Raw genomic sequence first — 24966 nt, 5'->3', positions numbered from 1 at the left:
CCGCCCGCGAGGCATTTAGAACTTGAAGCGGACACCGGCGTTGTAGACGCGCCCGATCATGTCGTAGAGGCTACGCGTCGTGCCGTAGCCGTTGTAGGCGGTGATCGGCGGATCATTGTCGGTGAGGTTCTGGATCGTGCCGAACAGCGCGACGCGGCGGTTGCCGTCGTCGATCAGCGTGACCTCGCCCGAAATATCGAGATACAGGCGTCCGTTGACCTTCTGCTTGTCGGTCGAGCCTTGGTTGTCATCCGGCAATCCGTCGTTGTTCTGCGTGATCTTGCCGCCGCCGACATAACGCCCGGTCAGCGCCAGCTTGAAGGCATCGGTGGTGTAGGCCGCGCTCGTCGTGAATCTCCAGTGTGGCGTGCCGCCGACGCCGTTGATGCTGATGAGTTCGGTATTACCCGCGAAGTGCGTGGTGTTGACGCCATCGACGAGATCGAGCGTGTCGGTGTAGTTCGCCAAAGCGCGCAGATCGAGATTGCCCGAGAACAGAGGCGTTCCGTAGCCGACTTCGATATCGAACCCACGCGCCTTGATGCTCTGGAAGTTGGCGGGTGACGAGCGGATGACTGTAATGTTGCTCGTCGGCGTCGGACGCGTGATGAGCGAGCAAAGCGCTGGCGTGTCCGTGTAGCAGCGTTGGACGATCGCGCCGGTGCTGAGCGAGTTGATCGCACCCTTGAGGTCGATGTCGTAGTAATCAACCGACATGCGGAAACGCGGGAAGAACGTCGGCGTGAAGACGACGCCGAGGGTGAGCGTATCGGCCCGTTCCGGTTTCAGGTCGGGATTGCCGCCCTGGATGTTCTGCACGGAATAGTTTGTACCGAGAATGGGATCGTTGATGCCGAAGATGAACGTGTTGCCCGCCGCGAACATCTCGTCGAGGTTGGGCGCGCGAATATCGCGCGAGCGCGTTGCGCGGAACCTGATCGAATCGCTCACATCGTAGGTTGCGCCGATCTTCCAGGTCTTGACCGTTCCCGAGGTGCTGTAATCAGTGATGCGGCCCGCGAGGTTGAGATCGATCGCCTTGGCCCAGCTCTGGTCCGCGGCCAGCGGCACGAGAAGCTCCGCGAAGCCTTCCTTCACGTTGACTTTACCATACCAGGGCTGGGCGTTGCCGACGCGGAACGCGCCCGCCATCGACATCGGATCGGAGGTCACGTCCACCGACTGCTTGCGGTATTCGCCGCCGAACGCGAGCGAAACCGGACCCGCCCAAGTCGAGAAGGGTTCGCCGTTGATCGTGAACGCAGCCACGCGCTGCTTGACCTTCCAGTCGCGGACCGCGGTGCCGAGGATATAATCCTTGGCCTGCTGCGTGACGTTGCCTTCGCCGATCAGATTCATAGGTACGCAGCCGTTCGTAGGATCGGCGATGGAGGAACGGCAGACGATCGAGCCCGTATCGGGGTGGAACACGGCGTCCATCGACTGCCGCCAGTAGGCGGTAATGCGGTTGCCGGTGAAGAGCGCGAGATTGTGCGTCTTGCCGAAGCCGTAATAGGCGTTCCATTTCCAGGTATCGCTGAAGCTGCCTTCGGCGCCGCCGGTGACCTGCCACGTGTCGGTCGTCACGTCGATACCGCCGCGCCCGTAATCCTTCAGACTGCGGCCCATCACGAAGCTCGTGATGTTGTTCGCCGCCATCGTCGAACGGATGGATTCGGGAAGGTAGGCGTTGTCGGCCTGGATGGTGAGTTGATCGTTGCCGAGGATGCTGAGGTTGCTCGATTCGGTGCGGCCGTATGCGAACTCGGCAAAGACCTTGATGTCGTCGGTGACTTCATAGGACAGTCTGCCGAAACCGCTGTAGCGCTTCACGGGCGTTTCGAGGACGAGATCGGCCGTAGACGGCACGCCGTCTCCACCGTTCATGGTCGTCGCGGTCACCGAGGTGCCGTAAGTGAAGGGAATCGGCGTTCCGTCGGGCGCGAACTGAATGCCCCGCAACGGTCCGGGGCCGCTCGTGCCGCCCGCGAAGTTGACGCTGTTGATGACGCCGCCGAACGATGCGTTTGAGGACCGCGCGTCGTCCACGACGAGATACTGCGGCTGACCGTTGCCCAGAGCATAAGCGGGGTTGAAGATCACGCTCGGGTTATCGCCCCAGCCGCGGTCGCTCATCTTGTCGACGCCGCTGTTCTGCGCCGCTTCGCCGCCGACGAGAAGGTGGCCGCGTCCGCCGGCGAAATAGGTGCCGAAGGCGGCCGAGGCGAGATAGTTGCGGTGATCGTTATGGTCGGTGATGCCGCCCTGGATCGAACCTTTGACACCTTCCAGCGTGTTGTTCAGCCGAAGGTTGACGACGCCCGCCACGGCGTCCGATCCGTAAGCAGCAGAGGCGCCGCCGGTGACGACGTCGGTGCCCGCGATCAGCGCCTGCGGGATGGTACTGATGTTGACCGCGCCCGTCGTTGTGGTCGGCACATAGCGCCGTCCATCGATGAGCGTCAGCGTGCGAAGAAAGCCCATGCCGCGCAGGTCGAGGAAGTTGCCGCCGAGCGCGGTGGAGAGGTTGGTGGACGTGGACGGCGTCAGCGATGCGCGCAGTGCGGGGAGCTGGTTGAGTGCGTCCGCGATGTTGGGCGCGGCGATGCGTTCAAGGTCTTCGGATGAAATGTTGGTTGTGGGCGTCGGCGCGGTGAAACCGCTGCGCTGGATTCGAGAGCCGGTGACGATGATCTCGCCGGTGTCTTCGGCCTGCTGGACGTCGGCGGCGGCTTCCTGAGCCTGCGACGGTGCGGCCCACAAGGCGACGAGGCCTGTCGTCGCGCAAAGCAGCGCCTTACCTGTGATATGGCGGCGTGCGCGCGGTGATCCACATGCGACGAGAACGGATTTATTGATCATGATTTGAAAACCCCCTTCCTTTGGTTGCAACGACCCGCATCCGAACCGCAGTTGACGGTTCAGAGTGTCCCGCGCGGGTCGCGAGATGGTTTGGCTGATAACGACGACGGCAAATGGCCGCGTCGAAACAGCGCCATATTTGGCAGAACGCTCCCCAATGCCTCCGAGGAATCGTTTGGATTCCTCCCTGAAAAGGGTGTGTCAGCGAATCGACAATCCACCCTCCGAATCCAAAATTGCATTTTTTGAAACGATTCGCAATTCTGGAAATTTTCCACTGTGCGACCAGGTGTCAATTGACAAATTTCTGATTAGGATCATTTTGTCCTTAACAGGAGACTCGCTTTTCTGACTGACGGGTCGGAGGAGTCATGCCTGACAACCCGTGCGGGAAGACAAGGAGGGGGCGATGAAGGTTTACAAGCACTGCATGGCGCCAGACCGCTTCGCCGAACCCATTCCCGCAGTCCTTGCCGTTCCGAGTACACGGTGGAGCCATTCATGAACGCGATTACCAGCCTCTCTTCGGATACGGCAGCACAGTTGCCATATCCGTATCTTTTGTTTTTGGGCGATACGGTTGAGCCCGGCTTTGCGAAGACGGCCTTTGGCGTCCGGGATTGGGCGGCTGACAAGTGTGTCGGTGAGTTCAGTGTTGGGGCGACGGTTACGACCGGCTTGCCCACCATGACCCCAGCGGAGGCGTATGCAGCAGGCGCGCGTGCGATTCTCATCGGTGTTGCAAATCGCGGCGGCATTATCGATCGTAGCTGGGTCGCACCGCTGATTCAGGCGCTTGAAGCGGGCCTCGATATCATCAGCGGTATGCACATTCGCCTTGCCGATGTTCCGGAGCTGGGTGCTGCGGCGAAACGCCTTGGTCGGCGCCTCATTGATGTGCGTGTGCCGCCTGCAGGTTTGCCGGTGGGATCGGGCCGCAAACGGACGGGGAAGCGGCTGCTTGCTGTGGGAACCGACTGCGCACTGGGGAAGAAATACACGGCGCTGGCGCTTGCGGCGGCGTTTGCTGAGCGCGGCGTAGATGTGGACTTTCGCGCCACGGGCCAGACCGGCATCATGATCGCGGGCGGCGGTATTCCGATGGACGCGGTGGTTTCGGACTTCGAAGCGGGCGCGGCCGAGGTGCTGAGCCCGGACGCGGCGGCAGACCATTGGGACGTGATCGAGGGACAGGGTTCGCTGTTCCATCCCGCCTATGCCGCGGTGTCTCTGGGGCTTCTGCATGGTAGCCAGCCCGATGTGATCGTCGTGTGCCACCAGCCTGGGCGTGAGATGATGCTGGGCCTCCCGGACTATCGGGTGCCGTCGATCGAGGAGACGATCGAGCTTAACCTCCGCATGGGCGGCCGCACCAACCCGGCGATCCGCTGCGGTGGTATCGCCTTCAACACCAGCGGCATGGACGCAGCCGAAGCCGAGGCGCTCATGGAAGCCGAGAGCAAGCGCCTCGGCCTTCCCGTCGCGGACCCCATCCGCCGGGGACGCGCGTTCGAAGCGCTCGTCGACAGCTGCCTGAAATAAGCGCCTGAGTAACAAGGGAGGATAAAAGATGAGCTTCACCTCATTCGGAAAGTGTGCCGCTTTACTTGCGGGAGCGGCGTTGCTGTCGTCGGGTGCGGCGGGCGCACAGCCTGCGGCAGACTACGATATCGTGATCCGCGGCGGTCGGGTGCTCGACGGTGCGGGCAATCCCTGGGTGAATGCCGATGTCGGCATAAAGGACGGGCGCATCGCGGCGGTCGGGGCGATCAAGGCCAAGGGCAAGCGCGAGATCGATGCCCGGGGGCGCTATGTTTCGCCCGGCTTCATCGACATGATGGACCAGTCGGGCCGGGTGCTGCCGGTCAACGGCGCGGCGGAGAATAAGCTGCGGCAAGGCGTTACCACCGTGCTTTCCGGCGAGGGCGGCACGCCGGTCGACGCTGCCGAGATTTCGGCCTATTTTTCAAAATTGGAAACACAGGGCATCGGGGTCAACTTCGGCAGCTACTACGCGACCTCCCAGGCGCGCGTTAAGGTGATGGGTGATGTCGCCGGTGCGCCCACGAAGGCGCAGATGGAGGCGATGAAGGCGGAGGTGGCCGCCGCGATGAAGGCGGGCGTGTTCGGCGTAACGAGCGCGCTCATCTATCCGCCGAGCAGCTTCCAGACGACCGCCGACCTCATCGAACTCGCCAAGGTGGCGGGCCAGTGCAACGGTTTCTATGCGACGCACATGCGCGACGAGAGCGCGAAACTGGTGCCTGCTATCGAGGAAGCTATCGAAATCGGCGAAAAGGGCGGCGTGAAGGTGGAAATCTACCACCTGAAGAACGCCTTCGCGCCGGCCTGGGGCACGGGCATGGCGAAGGCGGTCGCGACCATCGAGGCCGCGCGCAAGCGCGGCGTTGACGTGGCGGCGGACATGTATCCCTATCCGGCGGGCGGCACCGGGGTCGAGATCACCGTGCCGAACTGGGTGTGGGCGGACGGCGAGGAAAAGGGCCTCGAACGCCTGAAAGACCCGGAAATCCGCAAGAAACTGAAAGAGCAGCTCGCGGCGGGCTCGATGGAGGGGTGGTCGAACCTCGTCGAAGCCTCGGGCGGCTGGGAGCGCGTCGTGCTCGCCAATTCGCACAGCGACAAGTACGCGCAGTTTCACGGCAAGAATTTCGTCGAAATCGGTAAGGCACTTGGCATCGACCCCGCCGACGCTGCGTGGGACATCGTGCTGAACGCCTATCCCAAGCGTTCGATGGCGCTGTATTTCATGATCGATGAGAAAGACATCGAGATGGCGCTGCGCCAGCCTTGGACGAGCATCGGCAGCGATGCGGGCGCGGCGCTGAAGCCCGGCGAGATCGACGATCTCGGCCTGCCGCATCCGCGCTCCTACGGCACGTTCCCGCGCGTGATCGCCGAATATGTGAAGCGCCGTCAGGTGCTGACGCTGGAGGATGCAGTCCGCAAGATGACCGGCTGGCCGGCGCAGCGCATGGGCCTCAGCGATCGCGGGCTTGTGCGGCAGGGGATGCGCGCGGACGTCGTCGTGTTCGACTACGAGACGCTCGACGACGTGGCGAGCTGGACCAATCCGGTCGATTATCCCAAGGGCATCGACACCGTTATCGTCAATGGCCGTGTCGCGCTCGACAAGGGTAAGCTCGAAGATACGCGTGCGGGCGCCGTGCTGCGGCACAGCTGCAGCTAGTCTCGCCTTGCGGCGCGGGCGTCGGCGCGCGAAAGTGGTTTCATGACCACGACCACGATCGACCCCGCGCAGGCCCGGCTTTTCGACAGCATCGCCCATGAATGGTGGGATGCGGAGGGCTCGTCGGGGCCGCTGCACAAGGTGAACCCGGCGCGCCTCGCGTTCATCCGCGAACAGGCGCTGGCGCACTTCGGGCGCGATTCGCGGGACCGGGCGTGGCTTGCGGGGCTGGATGTGCTGGATATCGGTTGCGGCGGCGGCATCCTGGCCGAACCGCTCGCCCGGCTCGGCGGCCGGGTGACGGCGATTGACGCTGCAGCCGAAGCCATCGCGGTGGCGAAGGCGCACGCCGCCGATGGCGGCCTTGAAATCGACTATCGCCAGTCCTCCGTGGAGGCTCTGGTGGAGGAGGGTAGGCGCTTCGATCTCATCACCTGCATGGAGGTGGTCGAGCACGTCGCGGATGTTCCGGTTTTCCTTGCCGGTATTGCGCGTCTTCTGAAACCCGGCGGACTCCTGGTGTTCTCGACGCCGAACCGCACGACACTGTCCTACGGCACGCTGATCGTGGGTGCCGAATGGGTGCTGCGCTTCATTCCGCGCGGCACGCACGACTGGAACAAGTTCCTGACGCCTGAAGAACTGACCGCCGCGCTGAAAACCGCAGAACTCAAGGTTACGGAAACGCGCGGGATCGGTTTCAGCCTCTCGCGCGGGTTCGAACTGTCGGACGACCGCCGCATCAATTACATCGGCGCGGCGGTCCACGCCTGACCGGCGGTCTTGCCGAATAGGGATATGTGTGCGGTAACGCACGGATTCCCGGCCGTTCCGCGCCCGGATTCCAGCCGAAGTTGATGAAGTTGAGACATGCTCGCGTGCGATCGCGTACGCGGGCGCACATGCGCGCGGCCGTGCGCATGTGCGATCATCGGCGTGAACGGTCGTTTGCTTCGGGGTCGCTCTCAGTTCTCGCATGGGCAGTCTCAGCGAGGCGAACATGGTTCGCGGTTCGCGGAGAGACTTTCACGCGAAACCCTATTTGGGAAGGGCCGGGATGACGGACCTCCGTCATCCCGAGCCGTCGTCCTTCACAGAAACCGCGCCACCACATCCCGGTAGCTGCGGCTGACCTTCACCTCGGCGCCCGAGCCGAGCTTCAGGAAACATTCGCCGTTGGTGTGCGGCTTCACCTGCTTGACCTGATCGAGATTGACGATCGTGGAGCGATGAACGCGCTTGAAGATGCGGGGGTCGAGCCGCTTTTCAAGGTCTTTCATCGTTTCGCGCAGGATCAGCGTATTGTCGCCCGTGTAAATGCACATGTAGTCGCCTGCCGCATCGATCCGTTCGATGCTTTCCACATCGACGCGGAAGATCTGGCCGCGATCCTTGATGTTGATCATGCGCTCGAAGCGCGACGCAGCATGAGCTTCGGGGGCTGACTTGATGTCAGCGGCGGCGTTCGGTGCGACTTCCTCCAGAAGCTCCCGCAGCCGGTCCTTTTCGGCACCGGCGTTCTTTTCGGCCAGTCGCTGACGCACGCGTTCCATCGTCGCCGCAAGGCGGGCCTCGTCCACCGGCTTCATCAGATAATCGACCGCGTGGGCATCGAAGGCCTTGAGCGCAAACTCGTTGTAGGCGGTTACGAACACCACCAGCGGCGGTTCGATGTCGGCAAGCCCATTCACGACGGAAAATCCGTCGAATCCCGGCATCTGGATGTCGAGAAACACGACATCGGGCTTGTGCGTCTTGATCGCGCGTATGGCTTCGCGCCCATTGGCGCAGCGTTCGATGATCTCGATGTCATCGAAGGCTTCCAGCCGCATCTCAAGACCCTTGATGGCCAAAGGCTCATCATCGACCAATATGGTCCGGATCGTCATTAAGCGTTCTCCTTGAGCCGAACATTGGCCGACTCGAACGGGATTTCAATGTTGGCGACGACCCCCTGCGGCACGTTTGATATCATCTCGAACCGCTGGTCGTCGCCATAGGTCTGAAACAGTCTATCGCGAATATTGTTCAATCCGACCCCGGCAGATGGGACGAGTGCCGATCTTTCTGCGGTGAGTCCCGGGCCGTCATCGCTGATTGAAATCAGCAAGCGGTCTCCGGAGACGTGCGCCGCAACGACGATTTCCGCGCCCTCTTCCTGCGGCGTGACCGCGTATTTGATGGCATTTTCGACGAGCGGCTGGAGGAGGAGCGAGGGCAGACGGCCCTGAAGCGCGGCCTCTTCGATATCGAAGCGCGTGCGCAGCCGATCCTCGAAGCGCATCCTTTCGATCTCGAAATACAGCTTCAGCGCCTCGATCTCCTGCGCGAGACTCACGGTCTCGGTCGGGTCGCTGACGAGGCTGTAGCGCAGGAACGAAGACAGGCGGGAGAGCATCGTGTTGGCGCGCTCTGTCTCCTTCAGCAGCACCAGCGTCGAAATGCTGTTCAGCGTGTTGAACAGGAAGTGCGGATTGAGCTGGTAGCGCAGCATCGCAAGCTGCGCGGCGCTCGCCTGGCCCGACAGGATGAGAACGCGCTCCGACTGTTCATCGAGCAACAGGTAGTAGTTGATGCCGTAATAAAGCCCCGTCCACGCTGCGAGCACGGAGAGGTCGAGCAGGATCGCGCCGAAGAACTGGATGCCCTGGGGTTCGAACGTCGAGTTGTAGAAGCGCGCGTGCGCCCACACCTCGATTACCGAAAAAACGCCAGCCGCAAGCGCGACGAGCGTGAGTGTGAGGCTCCACACGAAAACCGCGCGCATCCGGATAATCCGCCGGTAAGCGGCAGACATGAGCAGCGTGATGGAAAATCCCGTCGCCGTCGCGATCAGCGTGGGCAGGATGTAGGCGATACCCATCGAGTTCGCGAGACCGCCGAGCGCGCGAAGCACCAGATAGGCAGACCAACCACCGATCTGGAGCATCCAGAAGGCGTGATTCTTGTCGGCGAAAAAGCCCTGTTTGGGAACGAGTTTCATTACGCGGACACTGCAACAAACGTGTGCAAAATGCGAGCGTGGAACTCGCCGCGCAAACTCAGTCTTCCGGTGCGATGATGACCTTGAGGCCGTCGAGTGCGTCGCTCATTTCGATCTGGCAGGAAAGACGCGAGTTCACCTGCTTGTGATCGGACGAATCGAGGAGGTCGTTCTCGTCCTCGCCGGGACCGCCCACAGTGCCGGTCCACGCCTCATCCACGAACACGTGGCAGGTCGCGCACGAGCAGCATCCGCCGCAAAGCGCCAGAAGCTCATCGAAGCCGTTGTCGCGAATGGCTTCCATCACGGACAGGCCGTTTTCGGCTTCCACCGTCTTTTCGGCGCCGTCGCGCGACACGACAATCAGTTTCGGCATCTCGTTCCCCGTTCCCTCGACCTTTGGATTCGGGGAGCCTAATAGCGGCAAGACTGGCGTTGTCAAAAGGCATGAGCGGCGGATGGGTCTGAGTGCGGAAGCCTTGCGGGAAGGCATCGATGCTATTGCGGCGCGTGACGAACATGTCGCGGCGGCGCTCGGTCGGGCGGGCTATCCGGAGCCGCGCATCCGCGCAAAGGGCTATGAAACGCTGCTGAGGACCATCGTGGGCCAGCAGGTGAGTGTGGGCGCGGCGAACAGCATCTGGAACAAGCTGGCGGCTGCGATCGGGGAGATCGCCGACCCGCGCGCGCTGCTTGCCCGTTCTGCTGAAGAGCTGCGAGGGGCGGGGCTGTCGCGGCAGAAAATCGGCTACGCGCAAAGCCTTGCGGGGCTTTCGGCTTCGGGTGAGATCGATTTCGCGAACCTGCCTGCCGACGACGAGGAGGCTGTGGCGCTGCTGAGCGCGGTGAAAGGCATCGGGCGCTGGTCGGCGGAAATCTACCTGCTGTTTGCCGAAGGGCGCCCCGACATCTGGCCGGCCGGAGACCTCGCCGTGCAGATCGAGGTGGGCCGCATCAAGGGGCTTGCCGAACGCCCGAGCGAGCGCGTGACGCGCGAGATCGCCGAGGTGTGGCGCCCGCATCGCGGCGCGGCGGCAGTGTTCATGTGGCACCACTACAAGACCGAGGTGCTCTGAAGGGACCGTGCGTCAGGCGGCGAGGGGGAAGCGAAGTAGCCGGTCCTTCGTGGGCACCAGCGCCGTTGCAGGGCCCCCGGCGGCGCTTAGGATTGCGGGGTGATCGGCGGCGAGCCCGCCGGTGAGTGCGCCGAATGCGGGCAGGATCAGCTTGCGCTGTGACATCACGAAGCAGCGGCGGCTGACCATGCGGCCGCGGCCGTGCACACGGATTTTGGGGTGGAAATGCCCGCTGATCTCGGGGAGCGCCGATCCGGGCTCCGCCTCGTGACGGAGCATGATGCCGTCTACCTCGACCTCTGCACGGACCTCGCCGATGCCATCGGCCTTCAGATCGTGGTTGCCGGTGATCCACACCCAGTCGACGCGGCCCTGGAGCGCGCAGAGAAGATCCCGCGCTTTGCTGCCGAGCCGGCCGGGGCCGTCCGCGTCGTGGAAGCTGTCGCCGAGGCACCAGAGCGTCGCGGCACCGGTTGCGGTGATCAGCGCGTCGAGGTCGGACAGCGTCTGCAGGCTGTCGTAGGGCGGCAGCATCTGGCCGAAGCGCGCGAACCAGCTTGCCTTTTCGAAGTGGAGGTCCGCAACGAGCAGTCCGCGGCGCGCGGGCCACCAGAGCGCGCCCGCAGCGAGCGGAACCATCTCGTGGCCTGCGAACGAAAGGGGAACCATGGCTCCGGCTATGCCCGCACGCGCGAGCGTGATCAAGAGGGCTATTCGGCGCTGGCGAGCCGTGTGGCATCCTCGCGGCTGCTGTCGCCGGGCACGACAAAGCGCACTTTCCTTGTCGCGAAGTCCACCGCCACCTGATCGAAGGCACGCAGCGTGTTCATGCCGAGCAGCATCGCCGGGCGTCTGTCGAGCCCGAGCTGACGGAAAACCGGCAGGTCGGCAAAGGCGATCGGCATACCCGTGAGCGTCACGCTGCCGAGGCGCACGTCGTTCACGACAGCGATCTCGGCGGGAACAGTGCCGCCCGCGACATCGAAAAGCGACGTCGGTATCATGAGCATCGCCTTCCCGCGCTTCACCGCCGCCTTGCGCATCGCGAGATTGCCGACGCTGTGCTCTGCGCCGGTATCGATCACCACCGCGATCTTGCGCTGGCCGATGGCTGCGTCGGCGAGGATGAGGCGGCCGAGACGGCTGCGCGCGCGGATGACAATGGTGTCGTCATCGTCCGCCTTGAGTTTGGGGGTGTCCGCGGCGGGTGTCACCACGATCTTCTGCTGCGCGAAATCGATGAGGATCGCTTTGGATTGCAGGCTGTCGATGCCGAGCAGGCCTTCCGCGCCGAGATTGCCGCGCTTGAGGAGCGGGGCCTGCACGTTGCGGACGGGCGTGCTCGTGACCGAGAGCGACGGCACCGTCACGGTCTGGAAGCGCTGGGCGCCGCTGATGCTGTGCACCTCCGCGCTGCCCGTGCGGCCGAGGCCGAGCGTGTTCGCAAGCTCCTCGGAAAGCACGGTGCGTTCGGCGCCGGTATCCACGACGAAATTGAACGGCCCTTGCCCGCCGATGCTGACCGGCACGGTCATGCGGAGGGATTTGTCGGCGCCGAAATCGACAGCTTCGCTCGCAGGCGGCGGCGATGCCGGTTCGGTGGTTCCGGCGGCTAGCAGAACGGCGATTGCCAAGGCGTTCATGACGCGATCTCCCCAGCGGCGATTCTACGCTATATCGCGGCGTTCAACAACGACGCTCGTCGACGTGCATCGCCTCTTGAGCGAGCGCTTCCGCCTCGATGAGCAAAGCTTCGTCTGCAAGACCCTGCGCGACGCTCTCGCGGCCGATCATCACGAGGACCGGAACGGCGAGCGGTGAGACGCGGTCGAGGCGCTTGTGGACGATGCTGCTCGCGGCGCGGTCGAGCAGGTTCGCGAGGCGCGCGACGTCCGTCAGCCGCAGGCGTGCATCCTCCCACGCGGCGCGCAGCAGCATGTGGTCGGGCTCGTATTTGCGCAGGACGTCGTAGATGAGATCGGTGGAGAAAGTGACCTGTCGGCCGGACTTGCGCTTGCCCGGATGCTGGCGCTCGATGAGGCCGCCGATCACCGCGACCTCGCGGAACGCGCGCTTCAGGAGGTGCGAGGTCTGCACCCACTCGGCAAGCTCGTCCTCCAGAATGTCTGGCGAGAAGAGCGGGGCGGGGTCACGCACTTCCTTCAGGCCGTAAACGCCGAGCGCGTAATCATTTGCCACGAAGCCGGTCGGCTGCAGGCCAAGCGTTTCCATGCGGCGGGTGAGCAGCATTCCGAGTGACTGGTGCGCGTTCCAGCCTTCGAAGCTGTAGGCGATCATGTGGTGGAGGCCTTCGTGCGGGAAGGTCTCGATCAGCAGCTCGCCGGGCTTCGGCAGGACGGAGCGGATCTGCTGCACCTCCAGCCATTCGGCGACGTCTGCCGGGAAGCGACGCCACTCGGCAGGGTCGGCGAGGAAGCCGCGCACGCGGTCGGCAAGGTGCGTGGAAAGCGGCAGGCGCGCGCCCATGTAGCTCGGGATCATCGCCGCGCGGCGTGTCGCGCTGACGATGAGGTCGGTGTCGATGATGCGCTCCACCTCCAGCGCGAGGCCTGCGAAACGGAACGTGTCGCCGGGGGAGAGGGTGGAGGCGAAATATTCCTCGACGCGGCCGAGGGTGCGCCCGTTTCCGAAGCGCACGTCGAGCATGGGCGCCTCGACGATGATGCCGGCGTTCAGCCGGTGCTGTTTCGCGAGGCTGGGGTGGCTGACGCGCCAGCGCCCATCCGGGTTCTGCGTGAGGCGCTTGTAGCGATCGTAGGCGCGCAGGGCGTAGCCGCCGTCCGCCACGAAGTGCAGCACGCGGTCGAACTCCGCGCGGGTGAGCGCCGCGTAGGGCGCGGCGCGGCGGACTTCGCTGAACATTGCGCCCGCATCGAAGGGCTCGGCGCAGGCGCAGGCCATCAGGTGCTGCGCGAGCACGTCGAGCGCGCCGGGGCGCCATGGTTCGGTATCGAGTTCGCCCGCGTCGATGGCGTCGAGCGCGGCGCGGGCTTCAAGATATTCGAAGCGGTTGCCGGGCACGACGATGGCCTCGCTCGCCTCGTCGAGCCGGTGGTTGGCGCGGCCGATGCGCTGGATGAGGCGCGATGAGCCCTTGGGCGCGCCCATCTGGATGACGAGATCGACGTCGCCCCAATCGACGCCGAGGTCGAGACTTGCGGTGCAGACGAGCGCGCGCAGCCGCCCGTCCGCCATCGCGCCCTCCACCTTCTGCCGCGCTTCCTTCGAGAGGGAGCCGTGGTGGAGGCCGATGGGGAGCGTCGCCTCGTTCACCGCCCACAGATCGTTGAACACCAGCTCGGCGAGGCTGCGCGTGTTGCAGAAGACGAGCGTCAGCTTGTGCCGCTCGATCTCTCGGTAGACCTGCTCCGCCGCGTAGCGCCCGGAATGGCCGGACCACGGCACGCGTCCCTCGGGGGTGAGAATCTCGATCTTCGCCTTCGCGCCCGGTTCGCCCGCGACGAGCGCGACGTTTTCACCCGGCGCGAGCCAGCGGCGATAATCCTCCGGGTCGCCGATCGTGGCGGACAGCGCGACGCGGCGCACACCGGGCACGATCGCCTGCAGCCGCGACATGGCGAGCGCCAGCAGGTCGCCGCGCTTGCCGCTCGCGAAGGCGTGGACCTCGTCGATCACGATGGTCTTGAGCCCTGCGAACATGCGCGCATTGTCCGGGTAGGAGAGCAGCAGCGACAGCGATTCCGGGGTCGTGAGCAGGATGTGCGGCGGGGCGGCGCGCTGGCGCGCTTTCTTGTCGGATGAGGTGTCGCCGGTTCGTGTCTCGACGCGGATCGGCAGGCCCATTTCGGCGATCGGCGTGAGCAGGTTGCGCTCTACGTCCGCCGCGAGCGCCTTCAGCGGGGAGACGTAAAGCGTGTGCAGGCCTTCCGATGGGTTCTGCACGAGATCGGCGAGCGTCGGCAGGAAGCCCGCGAGCGTCTTGCCCGCGCCCGTCGCCGCCACGAGCAGCGCGTGCTGCCCGGCTTCGGCGGCGGTGACCATCTCCGCCTGATGCCGCCGCACGCGCCAGCCGCGCGCGTCGAACCAGCGGGTGATGACGTCGGGAAGGGCGGGGAGCATCGACAACCATGATGCAGCGCCAACGTCAGCAGCGCAAACGCAACATTTTATCCGGGTAATATTGACAGTGTGTTTTTACCCGGGTAAATCGGCGCCATGGAACAGGAAAATTACACGGCGTTCCGAGGCGACACGAAGTTCGCGTCGGGACCGCTTGTTGAAGTGGCATTGGCCTTGAAGCGGGACGGTACGGACAATGTGCTGATCTTCAATGACGGGACCGGCGCTGAAACCGATCTCGATTTGCGCGGAACGGAGGCCGAGGTCGCCGCGCGTTACGCGCCGCCGACCGCCCCGCCCGGCCGCCCGAAGCTTGGTGTCGTCGCGAAGGAGGTGACGCTGCTGCCGCGCCACTGGGACTGGCTGAAAACGCAGCGGGGCGGGGCGTCGGCTGCGCTGCGCCGGCTGGTCGAGGAGGCCGCGCGAGACAGCCGCAGCATCGCGAAGGCGGCGGCGGAAGCGGCTTACCGGTTCATGTCTGCGATGGCAGGCAACCGGGAGAACTTCGAGGAGGCGGCGCGCGCGCTGTTCGCGGCGGACGGCGTGCGGTTCGCTATGCTTACGGAAAAATGGCCGGAGGACGTGCGTGCCCACACGCGGCAGCTCGCCGCTCCGGCCCTTGTCGATTGAACGCGATCAGCGCGCCTGTTCGAGGAGCACTTCCGCGACCTGCACGGCGTTGAGCGCCGCACCCTTGCGCAGATTGTCTCCGACGACGAACAGCGCGAGGCCGTGGGCGACGGTCGGGTCGCTGCGGACGCGCCCGACGAACACTGGGTCCTTGCCCGTGGCTTCGAGCGGGTTGGGGACGTCGGTTACGACGACGCCGGGCGCCGCTTCGAGCAGCTTCAGCGCGTCGGCGACCGAAAGCGGGCGTTCGAACGCCACGTTCATCGACAGCGCGTGGCCGGTGAATACGGGGACGCGGACGCAGGTGCCCGAAACGGTGAGGCCGGGCAGGCCGAGGATCTTACGGCTCTCGTCGCGGAGCTTCGATTCCTCTTCGGTGTAGCCGTCCTCGCCGAGCACGTAGTTGAGCGGCACGACGTTAAAGGCGATCGGCACGGCCCATTTGCGGGGCTGGCCGAGATTCACGGCACCGCCGTCGCGCGCCAGCGCATCGCTGCCGGATGCGCCCGCGACGATCTGTTCGTGCAGTTCCTCGACGCCCGCCATGCCGCCGCCCGAGACGGCCTGATAGGTGCTGGCGACCAGGCTCTTCAGGCCCGCCGCCGCGTGCAGCGGCTTCAGCACGGGCATGGCGGCCATCGTGGTGCAATTGGGGTTGGCGACGATGCCCTTGGGAATATCGCGCAGCGCTTCGGGGTTCACCTCGGCAACGACGAGCGGCACATCGGGGTCGCTGCGCCACGCCGAGCTGTTGTCGATGACGACCGCGCCTGCTGCCGCCGCTTTCGGCGCGAGTGTGCGCGAGGTGGAACCGCCCGCCGAGAAGAACACGATGTCGAGACCCGCGAAATCGGCGGTTTCGGCGTCTTCGACCACCACGTCGGTGCCGCGGAAGGGAATGGTCTTGCCGCTCGACCTTGCGGAGGCGAACAGGCGGAGCGTGCCGATCGGGAAATCACGCTCGGCAAGGATTTCGCGCATCATGCCGCCGACAAGGCCAGTGGCGCCGACGATGCCGACATTGGGGCGGGCGGGGAGGGGTTTGGTCATGGAACTGCGTCTCCTGTTTAATGGCAGAGGCGCGGGGTACGTGGCTTTGGAAGGTTCCAGGCCGCCCCGCGCTTCGGCGGGGCTCTGTCCTGCTGGCTTGCCGGTTAAACCGTCAGCACGAACAAGACCGCCCCGCGAGCGCGGGTCGGCTTGGTGCTAATCGTTTTCATCGTCATGGACATCGGGGCGGGCGAATAGCAGCCTCAAACAGCCTCGTCTAGCTCTGTTCGAGGCCGATCCATTTCTCGACCACGGGCCGTTCCCAAGCCTCCAGCGCGTCAATGAGGGCGCCCGCCGTTTCCGCGACGGCGAGCATTCCCCGGTGCTGTGGGCGCACGAATTTCTCGGCGGCCATGTGATCGAGAAAGCCTGCAAGCTGGTCGTAGTAGCCTGCAACGTTGAGGAGACCGCAGGGCTTTTCGAAGATGCCGAGCTGGCTCCACGTCCACACCTCGAACAGTTCTTCGAGCGTGCCGACTCCGCCGGGAAGCGCCGCGAAGGCATCGGCGCGGCGCGCCATCTCCGCCTTGCGCTCGTGCATCGAGCCCGTGATGACAAGCTCGGTGAGGCCGTGGTGTGCGACCTCGTGATCGACGAGCGCCTGCGGGATCACGCCGACGGCCTCGCCGCCCGCCGCGAGCACGGCGTCGGCGAGTACGCCCATCAGGCCGATCGACGCGCCGCCATAAACGAGGCGGATACCGCGCGCGGCCATCGCCGCGCCGAGCGCGCGGGCGGCATCCGTATAATCAGGGCGTAGACCCCGGCTGGAGCCGAGGAACACGCACAGGCTGGAAATCCGCCTCAGGCGAAGATCTCCTGAAGGAACAGCAGCGTCGCCTGCCACGAGCGACGGTCGGCGATCTCGTTGTATTGTGCGCCTTCCGCACGGGCATTCATGCCCTTGGCCGTGAAGGCGTGAACGGTGTCGCCATAGGCATTGAGCTGCCACTTGGCGCCCGCATCGGTAAGCTCCTTGGCGAGGGCAATCACGTCCTGCGGCGGGGCAAGCGGGTCTTCCCAACCGTGGTGGAGCTGCACCTGCGCGTGGATCGGCCCCTGCGGCCCGAGGTTCGGCGGCGGATAGACGCCGTGGAACGAGACGACGCCGGCAACATCCTTCGTGCCGCTGCGGGCCACATCGAGCGCGCAGAGGCCGCCGAAGCAGAAGCCGATGACGGCAATGCGCGACGGGTCGGCCAGGGGGTGCGTCTTGGCGAACGCCACCGCAGCGAGCAGCCGGTCGCGGAGCAGCGCGCGATCGGCCATCAGCGGCGCCATCAGCGCGCTGTTGTCCGCGCCCACCGTGCCGCGCACGCCTTTGCCGTACGTGTCGATGGCGATACCGACATAGCCCGCCTCAGCCAGCAGATCGGCGCGCTCGCATTCGTGGTAGCACTGCCCGGCCCATTGGTGCGCGACGAGGACGACAGGGCGTTTCTGCGTGCCGCCGGTGTGGGCGACATGGGCCTCGAACGTCGTACCTGCGTGCGAATAATCAGCTAAATTCGTTTCAACCTTGCTCATCATTTCACCTCGATTGGTAGTCCAAGGGTTTTCAGTTGTGGTTCGACCTGCCGCCGGTCGCCGACGACGACCCAGAGCAGCTTGTTCACGTCGATATTGGCCTTTGCCGCAGCGGCCAACTGTTCGCGGGAGAGCGCGTTCAGCTTCGCGGCGTAGGTCACCTGATAGTCGTCCGGGCGCTTCAGGCGGGCGTTCGTCTGCAGCGCGTCAAGCACGGCGGACGACGATTCGTAGGCACCCGGCAACCTCCCGGTGAGGAACGCGAGCGTCGATTTCATTTCCTCGGGCGTGATCGGCTTGTCGGTGACGTAGGCCGTGATGTCCTTGCGAAGCTCGGTGAGCGCGGCGCCGGTTTTGTCCGCCTGCACGGGCGCGAACACGTAGAAGGGCATCTGCTCCGACGTTTGCGAGATCGCAGTGGAGACGCCGTAGGACCAGCCCTTGTCCTCGCGCAGGTTCATGTTGAGCCGCGAGGTGAACACGCCGCCGAGCGGTGTGTTCGCGGTGGTGAGCGCGAGGTTGTCGTCCGTGCCTTTGTGCGCGAGCGGATAGCCCGCGAGGATGAACGACTGCGGCGAGCCGGGGCGGTCGATCAGGATGATCTTGCTCGCGGCTGGCGCGCTTGCGGTCGTGAAGGTCTTCGCACCCTTGGGCGTGGACGGCGCGGACCATGTGCCGACCGCCTTTTCAAGAAGCGGCACGAGCTGGCCGATGGTCGTGGCGCCCGACGCGAAGATCGTGGCGTTGTCGGGGCGCAGCCATGTCTGGTGGAAGTTGACGAGATCGCTCCGCGTGACGGCCTTGACGCCCTCCACGGTGCCCGAGCCGGTGAGCGGCACGCCGTAGGGGTGCGCGGTGCCGTAGATGAGCGGGGGCAGCAGGCGCAGCGCGAGCGTTTGCGGCTGGCTCTCCTCCTGCGCGATACCGGCGATCTGGATGCCGCGCACGCGCTCAAGCTCGGCGGGGTCGAACTTCGGGTTGCGGATGATATCCGCCCACAGATCGAGCGAGGGGGCGAGGTTGGTGGAGAGCGCCGAGAGCGAGATTTCAGTGGTATCGTTGCCAGCGCTTGCGCCGATGTTGGCGCCGAGACGCTCCTCCTCCTCGGCGATCTCGATCGCGGTACGCTTCGCCGTGCCTTCATCGAGCAGCGAGAGCATCAGCGACTGCGTGCCGAGCTTTTCGCGCGAATCCGCGGCGTTGCCGGCATCAAACACCATCGAGAGGTTGACGACCGGAACGGTGTCGCGCTTCGCAAACACGACGTCGATGCCGTTCGAGAGCTTCGCGCGCTCCACGGCGGGAAATTCGAGCGCGGGGGCGCCGTCCACCGGCGGCAGCTTCGAGCGGTCGATGCCCTTGCCCGCGACCTGTTGCAGGCTGCCGTAGGGATAGACGGTGAGCTGGTAGTCGCCCTTCGAAATCCAGCGCTGCGCGGCGGTCTGCACGCTTGCGGGGGTGGCGCTTACATAGGCGGAGAGGTCTTTCTTGAACTGCTGCGGATCGCCCGAATACAGCTCGCCCTCGGCGAGCGTCACCGCCTTGCCGCCGAAGCCGCCGACGGCTTCGAGGCCGCGGATCGTGCCGGAAACCGCGCGCATCGCGACGCGGCCGACCTCGTCCTTCGTCGGCCCCTTGGCGAGGAAATCGGCGAGAAGCTGGTCGAGGCGCGCGTTCACCGTGTCCGGGTTCACGCCTGGCTTCACGTCCACCTCGATCTGCAGCAGGCTGACGGCTTCGAAGGGCTGCAGGTAGCCGGACACGCCGATGGCGAGCTGCTTGTCGCGCACGAGATCCTTGTAGAGCCGCGAACTGTTGCCGCCGCCGAGCGTTGCCGCGGCGATGGAAAGGTTCTGCGCGTCGGCGTCGTTGAGGCCGGGCACCGCCCACACGCGGTAGATGCGCGTGTTGGAGACTTGATCCTCCATCGTTTCGCGCACGGTTTCGCTGCGTTCCGGCACCCAGGCGCGCAGGCGGCGCTCGACGGCGGGTCCGGCGGGGAGGTCGCCGAAATATTTCTCGATCAGGGGCTTCGCGGTCGCCGCGTCAATGTCTCCGGCGAGCACGAGTACGGCGTTGTTGGGGCCGTACCATGTGCGGAACCACGTCTTCACGTCTTCGAGCGAAGCAGCGGAGAGGTCCGCCATCGAGCCGATCGTGGAGTGGCGGTAGGGGTGGCCTTCGGGGAACAGACCTTCGAGGATGCGGTATTCGGTCTTGCCGTAGGGCTGGTTGTCGCCCTGCCGCTTCTCATTCTGCACGACGCCGATCTGGTTCGTCAGCTTGGTCTGATCGATCGCGCCCAAAAGGTGGCCCATGCGATCGGATTCAAGGAACAGGATGCGTTCCAGGCCGGGGGTGGGCACGTTCTGGAAATAGTTGGTGCGGTCGAACCACGTCGTGCCGTTGTAGCTCGTCGCGCCCATTTCCTGCAGCGCCACGAACCAGTCGTGATTGTAGTTTTCGGTGCCGTTGAACATCAGGTGTTCGAAGAGGTGCGCAAAGCCGGTCTTGCCCGCGGGCTCGTCCTTCGAGCCGACGTGATACCAGATGCTCGTCGCGATGATCGGCGCCTTGCGGTCGGTATGGACGATGACGCGCAGGCCGTTCGCGAGCGTAAAGCGCTCGTAGGGGATATCGACCGCCGAGACGAGTGCGGGGTCGGGGCCCGCGCTTTTGGGGGCGGCGAGGGCTGGTGCGGCGGCGCCGAGCGCGAGCGCGACGGCGGTTCCGAGGAACAGGGATTTCATGATGGGACGAAGCTCCGGCGTTGCTGCGGCGGTCATGCCGAACGCATACGGCGTCGGGCGCGATGCGGCAAGCCGAGGCGCTTGCACTCGGGCTAGGCGGCTTCTATCAAGGCGCCGCTTTCGTACCGGCCGGTCCCGGCCGGGTTGTTTTCGTGAACGTCAAAGAAGGAACAGGCGCCAGAGCATGGCCCGGATCGTGATGAAATTCGGCGGCACGTCGATGGCGGGTATCGAACGTATCCGCAACGTTGCCCAGCGCGTGAAGCGCGAGGTGGATGCCGGGAACGAGGTCGCCGTGGTGGTTTCCGCGATGGCGGGCGAGACCGATCGGCTCGTGGGCTTCTGCCGCGAGGCTGCCGCGCTGCACGATACGGCCGAGTACGACGTCGTCGTCGCCTCGGGCGAGCAGGTGACGTCGGGGCTTCTGGCGATCACGCTGCAGGCGATCGGTGTGCCTGCACGCAGCTGGCTCGGCTGGCAGCTTCCCATCCGCACGTCGGACGCGCATTCGACTGCGCGCATCGGCGACATCGATACCACCGCCGTCCTCGCCGACATGGCGACGGGCCGCGTCGCGGTCGTTCCCGGCTTTCAGGGCGTCGCGGATGACGGCCGCGTCACGACGCTCGGCCGCGGTGGCTCCGATACCAGCGCGGTTGCGGTCGCGGCGGCGCTGAAAGCAGATCGCTGCGATATCTACACGGATGTGGATGGTGTTTACACCACCGATCCGCGTATCGTGCCGAAGGCGAAGAAGCTTCAGTCCGTTACGTTCGAGGAAATGCTCGAGCTCGCAAGCGTCGGCGCGAAGGTGCTGCAGACCCGTTCGGTCGAGCTTGCGATGAAGGAAAAGGTCAAGGTGCAGGTGCTGTCGTCGTTCACCGACGCGCCCGGCACGTTCGTAGTCGACGAGGAAGAAGGCGTGGAACAGGAACTCATCACCGGCATCGCGTACAACCGCAACGAGGCGCAGGTCACGGTGACCGGTGTGCCCGATACGCCGGGCGTCGTCGCGCACATCTTCGAGCCGCTGTCCGCCGCGAACATCAATGTCGACATGATCGTGCAGAACGTGGCGCGCGAAAGCGGCCGGACGGACGTGACGTTCACCGTGCCGCGCACCGAGCTCGCCCGCGCGATGGACGAGCTGACGAAGGCGAAGGACGCGATCGGCTACGGCGCGCTCGAAGCCGTGGACAATGTCTGCAAGGTTTCCGTTGTCGGCGTCGGCATGAAGAGCCACGCGGGCGTCGCGCTTACCATGTTCAAGGCGCTCGGCGACCGGGGGATCAACATCAAGGCGATCACCACATCCGAGATCAAGATCTCGGTGCTGATCGCCGAGGAATACACCGAGCTTGCAGTGCGCGTCCTCCACACCGCCTACGGGCTGGATGATACGTCCGAGCCCGCCGGGGCCGCTGCGTGAGCGGCGGCCGTGATCGTCTCGATGCGCTGATGGCGCGCGGCTGTGCCTTCCTTGGCACACGCTATGCGATCATGGCCGGTGCGATGACCTGGGTTTCGGAGCGGAATCTCGTTTCCGCGATCTCGAACGCCGGCGGCTTCGGCATGATCGCGTGCGGCGCGATGGACCCGGCGCGGCTGCGCGAGGAAATCGTCGCGACGCGCGCGCTGACCGCGAAGCCCTTCGGCGTCAACCTCATCACCATGCATCCTGCGCTGCTCGACCTCATCCAGGTCTGCGCGGAGGAGAAGGTCGGGCATATCGCGCTTGCGGGCGGGATTCCCTCCGGCCCGGCGATCGCGGCCGTGAAAGCGGCGGGCGCTAAGCTCATCTGCTTCGCCCCCGCGCTCGCGTTCGCGAAGAAGCTGGTGCGTTCGGGCGTCGATGCGCTCGTCATCGAAGGCACCGAGGCCGGCGGCCATGTCGGCCCCGTTTCCACCACGGTGCTGGCGCAGGAAATCCTGCCCAACATCACCGACGTGCCCGTGTTCGTCGCGGGCGGCATCGGCCACGGCGAGGCGATTGCGGCCTTCCTTGAAATGGGCGCGGCGGGCGTCCAGCTCGGTACGCGCTTCGTCTGCGCGACCGAAAGCGTGGCGCATCCGAAGTTCAAGCAGGCGTTCATCCGCGCCGCCGCGCGCGACGCCGTGGCGAGCGTGCAGATCGATCCGCGCCTGCCGGTGATCCCCGTCCGCGCGCTGAAGAATGCCGGGACCGAGGCGTTCACCGCCAAGCAGCGCGAGGTTGCGGTGCTTCTCGACACGGGCGCCGTGGATATGGACGCCGCGCAGCTTCAGATCGAACATTACTGGGCGGGTGCGCTGCGCCGCGCTGTGGTAGAGGGTGATGTCGAGAACGGCTCGCTGATGGCGGGCCAATCGGTCGGCATGGTGAAGCGCGAGGAGCCTGTGCAGGCGATCATCGACGAACTGGTCAGCGAGGCGGCGGCGGCACTCGCGCGCCGCGGCGTACAGGCTGCATGAACGCCGAGCGAAATGTCTCGGCTACCAGCGCCGCGCGCGAAATCCTGCGGCGCCTTCACGATGTCATGGCGACCAAGGCGGGCGCACAGGCGAAGTTGAACCGCGTCGTCGATATCGTCGCGAGCGCGCTCACGTCCGAAGTGTGCTCGGTCTACCTGCTGCGGGACGGTGTGCTCGAACTCTTTGCGACGCGCGGCCTTGCGCAGTCCGCTGTGCACGTCACGCGGCTTGCCGTGGGCGAAGGTCTTGTCGGCACGATCGCGAAGACGCGCGAACCGCTGAACCTCGCCGAAGCGAAGGCGCACCCGGACTTCGCCTACAAGCCCGAAACGGGGGAAGAGAGCTTCCACAGCTTCGCGGGTGTGCCGATCATCCGGCAGGAAACCGCGATCGGCGTGCTCGCCGTGCAGCACGTCGACCCGCGCGAATATGCCGATATCGAGATCGAAGCGCTGCAGACCACCGCGATGGTGCTGTCGGAGCTGATCGCATCGGCGGGTCTGGTCGATGCCCAGACGGTGCAGCAGGCGCGCGAGCGCGAAAGCCGCCCCGCGCGGATGACCGGGCTCAAGCTCGTCGAAGGCGTCGCGCGGGGGCAGGCGGTGTTCCACCAGCCGCGCGTCATCGTCGAGCACACGGTCGCTGACGACATCGAGGCGGAGCGCGCGCGCGTTTACGCCGCGTTCGTCATGATGCGCGAGCAGATCGACAACATGATGGGCCAGGCGGATTTTGCAGCGCCCGGCGATCACGATGAGATCCTCGAAACCTACAAGATGTTTGCCTACGACGAGGGCTGGTCGCGGCGCATCAACGAGGCGATCGACACCGGCCTTACCGCCGAGGCGGCGATCGAGCGCGTGCAGATGAAGACGCGGTCGCGGATGCGCGCCACGAAAGACCCGTTCTTTCAGGAACGGCTACACGACCTCGACGACCTCTCGAACCGCCTGCTGCGCATCGTTTCGGGACAGATGGACACGGCGGCGAAGCGCGGCCTGCAGCAGGACATGATCCTGATCGCCCGCAACCTCGGGCCTGCCGAGCTTCTGGAATACGACAAGCGCTTCCTGCGCGGCGTGGTGCTGGAGGAAGGCTCGCTCACCGCGCACGTCACCATCATCGCGCGGGCGATGGGCATTCCGGTACTGGGCCGCGTGAAAGACCTGCGCACCACGGTTTCCGAAGGCGATCCGCTGTTGCTCGATGCGCAGCGCGGCGCGCTGTTCGTGCGGCCGAGCGAGCCGGTCGTTCACCAGTTTGAAGAGCAGGTGGCGCTGAAGGCGCGGCGGCAGGCCGAGTATGCAAAAATTCGCGATCTCCCAGCCGTAACCGTGGACGGCGCGCGCATCACGCTGATGATGAACGCGGGTCTGCGTTCGGACATGGAGGCGCTGGACATCACGAATGCGGACGGCATCGGCCTGTTCCGCACCGAGTTCCAATTCCTCGTTTCAGCGACGCTGCCGCGCCGCGAGCGGCAGACGCAGCTTTATAAAGCCGTGCTCGATGCGGCCGGCGACCGGCCTGTCACGTTTCGCACGGTCGATATCGGCGGCGACAAGGCCGTGCCCTACATGATGGGCGATACCGTAGAGGAAAATCCGGCGCTCGGGTGGCGCGCGCTTCGGCTCGCGCTCGAACGCGAAGGGCTGATGAAGGTGCAGGCGCGCGCGCTGATCGATGCCGCTGCCGGGCGCACGCTTCGCCTGATGTTCCCGATGGTTTCGGAACCGTGGGAGTTCGATGAGGCCCGCGCACTCGTGGAGGCGCAGCTTTCGCGCATGGTTGCGCGCGGCCGTCCCGTGCCGAAGAAGATCGAATTCGGCTGTATGCTCGAGGTGCCGGCGCTCGCGGAATCGCTCGATCTTCTGTTGCCGCGCATCGATTTTCTGTCTGTCGGCACCAACGATCTCACGCAGTTCCTGTTCGCGGCTGACCGTGCCAATCCCAAGCTCGCCGACCGTTATGACTGGTTGTCGGTGTCGTTGCTGCGTTTCCTGAAGCGCGTGTCGGATCAGGCGCGGGCCGCGCGGCGTCCGGTTACCGTGTGCGGCGAGATGGGGGGACGCCCGCTTGATGCGCTGGCGCTTCTCGGCCTCGGCATTGAGCGCCTGTCGATCACCCCGGCGGGGATCGGTCCGATGAAGGCGATGATCCGGTCGCTTGCGCTCGCGCCGCTCCAGCATGAGATGGAGGGCTGGCTGCGCCGGGGCATCAACGTCCGCACGGCGCTGACGGAATACGCATCGAGCCGCGGTATCGCCGTTGGCTGAGCCGGCGCCGCGATGAAGCGCGTTGACAGTGGCGAAGCTGCGCGCGAAC

At 65.2% G+C, this 24966-nt stretch carries 19 protein-coding genes; 8 read left to right on the top strand and 11 right to left on the bottom strand.

The window, feature by feature from the left end; all coding sequences use genetic code 11:
• Positions 1-15 precede the first annotated feature (15 nt).
• On the bottom strand, positions 16-2862 hold the full coding sequence (locus tag AAC014_RS08220; protein ID WP_339706758.1) for a TonB-dependent receptor: 2847 nt from the start codon (positions 2860-2862) through the stop codon (positions 16-18).
• Between the two features lie 501 nt (positions 2863-3363).
• Here AAC014_RS08220 and AAC014_RS08215 point away from each other — a divergent pair.
• The 3 genes from AAC014_RS08215 to ubiG are packed head-to-tail and all read left to right on the top strand — an operon-like array spanning position 3364 to position 6847.
• Positions 3364-4404 carry a DUF1611 domain-containing protein gene (locus AAC014_RS08215; protein WP_339706755.1) on the top strand — a complete coding sequence of 347 codons (1041 nt, stop codon included), beginning with the start codon at positions 3364-3366 and terminating at the stop codon, positions 4402-4404.
• Positions 4405-4432: 28 nt separating this feature from the next.
• The gene (locus tag AAC014_RS08210; RefSeq protein ID WP_339706752.1) at positions 4433-6073 is read left to right on the top strand and encodes a D-aminoacylase; all 1641 of its coding nucleotides are present in this window, start codon (positions 4433-4435) and stop codon (positions 6071-6073) included.
• A gap of 42 nt (positions 6074-6115) precedes the next feature.
• On the top strand, positions 6116-6847 hold the full coding sequence (gene ubiG, locus AAC014_RS08205) for a bifunctional 2-polyprenyl-6-hydroxyphenol methylase/3-demethylubiquinol 3-O-methyltransferase UbiG (protein WP_339706749.1): 732 nt from the start codon (positions 6116-6118) through the stop codon (positions 6845-6847).
• A 317-nt stretch (positions 6848-7164) separates the two neighbouring features.
• Here the strand turns inward: ubiG and AAC014_RS08200 are convergent, their stop codons facing one another.
• From AAC014_RS08200 to AAC014_RS08190, 3 genes are read right to left on the bottom strand one after another with little or no spacing between them, the layout of a single operon-like run.
• Positions 7165-7962 (bottom strand): response regulator, encoded by a 798-nt coding sequence (locus tag AAC014_RS08200; protein WP_339706745.1) that lies wholly within the window; start codon positions 7960-7962, stop codon positions 7165-7167.
• Positions 7962-9056: a histidine kinase gene (locus tag AAC014_RS08195; protein ID WP_339706742.1), complete on the bottom strand. Its 1095-nt coding sequence runs from the start codon at positions 9054-9056 to the stop codon at positions 7962-7964. Before AAC014_RS08195 ends, AAC014_RS08200 begins: the two co-directional genes overlap by 1 nt.
• Positions 9057-9114: 58 nt before the next feature.
• Positions 9115-9432: a 2Fe-2S iron-sulfur cluster-binding protein gene (locus AAC014_RS08190; protein ID WP_339706739.1), complete on the bottom strand. Its 318-nt coding sequence runs from the start codon at positions 9430-9432 to the stop codon at positions 9115-9117.
• A gap of 82 nt (positions 9433-9514) precedes the next feature.
• On the opposite strand from AAC014_RS08190, the gene AAC014_RS08185 reads away from it, so the two are divergent.
• Complete coding sequence (locus AAC014_RS08185) at positions 9515-10132, top strand: DNA-3-methyladenine glycosylase 2 family protein (protein WP_339706736.1); 618 nt, start codon at positions 9515-9517, stop codon at positions 10130-10132.
• Positions 10133-10144: 12 nt separating this feature from the next.
• On the opposite strand, the gene pdeM is transcribed toward AAC014_RS08185, so the two are convergent.
• From pdeM to AAC014_RS08170, 3 genes are read right to left on the bottom strand one after another with little or no spacing between them, the layout of a single operon-like run.
• Positions 10145-10801 carry a ligase-associated DNA damage response endonuclease PdeM gene (pdeM, locus tag AAC014_RS08180; RefSeq protein ID WP_339706733.1) on the bottom strand — a complete coding sequence of 219 codons (657 nt, stop codon included), beginning with the start codon at positions 10799-10801 and terminating at the stop codon, positions 10145-10147.
• A 41-nt stretch (positions 10802-10842) separates the two neighbouring features.
• Entirely contained in the window at positions 10843-11775 is a 933-nt protein-coding gene (locus AAC014_RS08175) for a retropepsin-like aspartic protease (RefSeq protein ID WP_339706730.1), read from the bottom strand.
• A gap of 43 nt (positions 11776-11818) precedes the next feature.
• Positions 11819-14233 carry a ligase-associated DNA damage response DEXH box helicase gene (locus tag AAC014_RS08170; RefSeq protein ID WP_339706728.1) on the bottom strand — a complete coding sequence of 805 codons (2415 nt, stop codon included), beginning with the start codon at positions 14231-14233 and terminating at the stop codon, positions 11819-11821.
• Between the two features lie 96 nt (positions 14234-14329).
• Here AAC014_RS08170 and AAC014_RS08165 point away from each other — a divergent pair, with 96 nt between their 5' ends.
• A complete protein-coding gene (locus AAC014_RS08165; protein ID WP_339706725.1) occupies positions 14330-14863 on the top strand; it encodes a DUF2239 family protein in 534 nt (177 codons plus the stop codon).
• A 6-nt stretch (positions 14864-14869) separates the two neighbouring features.
• Here the strand turns inward: AAC014_RS08165 and AAC014_RS08160 are convergent, their stop codons facing one another.
• The 4 genes from AAC014_RS08160 to AAC014_RS08145 all read right to left on the bottom strand — a co-directional run bounded on the left by AAC014_RS08160 (position 14870) and on the right by AAC014_RS08145 (position 20226).
• Complete coding sequence (locus AAC014_RS08160; RefSeq protein ID WP_339706723.1) at positions 14870-15913, bottom strand: aspartate-semialdehyde dehydrogenase; 1044 nt, start codon at positions 15911-15913, stop codon at positions 14870-14872.
• Between the two features lie 217 nt (positions 15914-16130).
• Complete coding sequence (locus AAC014_RS08155) at positions 16131-16697, bottom strand: TIGR00730 family Rossman fold protein (protein ID WP_339706720.1); 567 nt, start codon at positions 16695-16697, stop codon at positions 16131-16133.
• Positions 16698-16717: 20 nt separating this feature from the next.
• Entirely contained in the window at positions 16718-17440 is a 723-nt protein-coding gene (locus AAC014_RS08150) for a dienelactone hydrolase family protein (RefSeq protein ID WP_339706717.1), read from the bottom strand.
• A complete protein-coding gene (locus AAC014_RS08145) occupies positions 17440-20226 on the bottom strand; it encodes a pitrilysin family protein (protein ID WP_339706714.1) in 2787 nt (928 codons plus the stop codon). The genes AAC014_RS08150 and AAC014_RS08145 overlap by 1 nt, the downstream gene beginning before the upstream one ends.
• 148 nt (positions 20227-20374) lie before the next feature.
• Between AAC014_RS08145 and AAC014_RS08140 the strand changes: the two genes are divergently transcribed.
• From AAC014_RS08140 to ptsP, 3 genes are read left to right on the top strand one after another with little or no spacing between them, the layout of a single operon-like run.
• Positions 20375-21619 carry an aspartate kinase gene (locus tag AAC014_RS08140; protein WP_121051708.1) on the top strand — a complete coding sequence of 415 codons (1245 nt, stop codon included), beginning with the start codon at positions 20375-20377 and terminating at the stop codon, positions 21617-21619.
• Positions 21620-21648: 29 nt separating this feature from the next.
• Positions 21649-22641 carry a nitronate monooxygenase gene (locus AAC014_RS08135; RefSeq protein WP_339707845.1) on the top strand — a complete coding sequence of 331 codons (993 nt, stop codon included), beginning with the start codon at positions 21649-21651 and terminating at the stop codon, positions 22639-22641.
• Positions 22638-24917, top strand: a complete 2280-nt coding sequence (gene ptsP / locus AAC014_RS08130) for a phosphoenolpyruvate--protein phosphotransferase (protein ID WP_339706708.1) — start codon at positions 22638-22640, stop codon at positions 24915-24917. Before AAC014_RS08135 ends, ptsP begins: the two co-directional genes overlap by 4 nt.
• Positions 24918-24966 lie beyond the last annotated feature (49 nt).

This window comes from uncultured Sphingosinicella sp., assembly GCF_963974575.1.
Taxonomy (GTDB): domain Bacteria; phylum Pseudomonadota; class Alphaproteobacteria; order Sphingomonadales; family Sphingomonadaceae; genus Sphingosinicella.
This window is presented reverse-complemented; position numbering and strand designations above follow the sequence as displayed.

Excerpts from the sequence above, each read along its gene's own strand:
- AAC014_RS08220 (WP_339706758.1), bottom strand. The coding sequence starts at position 2,862 with ATGATCAATAAATCCGTTCTCGTCGCATGTGGATCACCGCGCGCACGC.
- AAC014_RS08215 (WP_339706755.1), top strand. The coding sequence starts at position 3,364 with ATGAACGCGATTACCAGCCTCTCTTCGGATACGGCAGCACAGTTGCCA.
- AAC014_RS08210 (WP_339706752.1), top strand. The coding sequence starts at position 4,433 with ATGAGCTTCACCTCATTCGGAAAGTGTGCCGCTTTACTTGCGGGAGCG.
- ubiG (WP_339706749.1), top strand. The coding sequence starts at position 6,116 with ATGACCACGACCACGATCGACCCCGCGCAGGCCCGGCTTTTCGACAGC.
- AAC014_RS08200 (WP_339706745.1), bottom strand. The coding sequence starts at position 7,962 with ATGACGATCCGGACCATATTGGTCGATGATGAGCCTTTGGCCATCAAG.
- AAC014_RS08195 (WP_339706742.1), bottom strand. The coding sequence starts at position 9,056 with ATGAAACTCGTTCCCAAACAGGGCTTTTTCGCCGACAAGAATCACGCC.
- AAC014_RS08190 (WP_339706739.1), bottom strand. The coding sequence starts at position 9,432 with ATGCCGAAACTGATTGTCGTGTCGCGCGACGGCGCCGAAAAGACGGTG.
- AAC014_RS08185 (WP_339706736.1), top strand. The coding sequence starts at position 9,515 with ATGGGTCTGAGTGCGGAAGCCTTGCGGGAAGGCATCGATGCTATTGCG.
- pdeM (WP_339706733.1), bottom strand. The coding sequence starts at position 10,801 with ATGGTTCCCCTTTCGTTCGCAGGCCACGAGATGGTTCCGCTCGCTGCG.
- AAC014_RS08175 (WP_339706730.1), bottom strand. The coding sequence starts at position 11,775 with ATGAACGCCTTGGCAATCGCCGTTCTGCTAGCCGCCGGAACCACCGAA.
- AAC014_RS08170 (WP_339706728.1), bottom strand. The coding sequence starts at position 14,233 with ATGCTCCCCGCCCTTCCCGACGTCATCACCCGCTGGTTCGACGCGCGC.
- AAC014_RS08165 (WP_339706725.1), top strand. The coding sequence starts at position 14,330 with ATGGAACAGGAAAATTACACGGCGTTCCGAGGCGACACGAAGTTCGCG.
- AAC014_RS08160 (WP_339706723.1), bottom strand. The coding sequence starts at position 15,913 with ATGACCAAACCCCTCCCCGCCCGCCCCAATGTCGGCATCGTCGGCGCC.
- AAC014_RS08150 (WP_339706717.1), bottom strand. The coding sequence starts at position 17,440 with ATGAGCAAGGTTGAAACGAATTTAGCTGATTATTCGCACGCAGGTACG.
- AAC014_RS08145 (WP_339706714.1), bottom strand. The coding sequence starts at position 20,226 with ATGACCGCCGCAGCAACGCCGGAGCTTCGTCCCATCATGAAATCCCTG.
- AAC014_RS08140 (WP_121051708.1), top strand. The coding sequence starts at position 20,375 with ATGGCCCGGATCGTGATGAAATTCGGCGGCACGTCGATGGCGGGTATC.
- AAC014_RS08135 (WP_339707845.1), top strand. The coding sequence starts at position 21,649 with ATGGCGCGCGGCTGTGCCTTCCTTGGCACACGCTATGCGATCATGGCC.
- ptsP (WP_339706708.1), top strand. The coding sequence starts at position 22,638 with ATGAACGCCGAGCGAAATGTCTCGGCTACCAGCGCCGCGCGCGAAATC.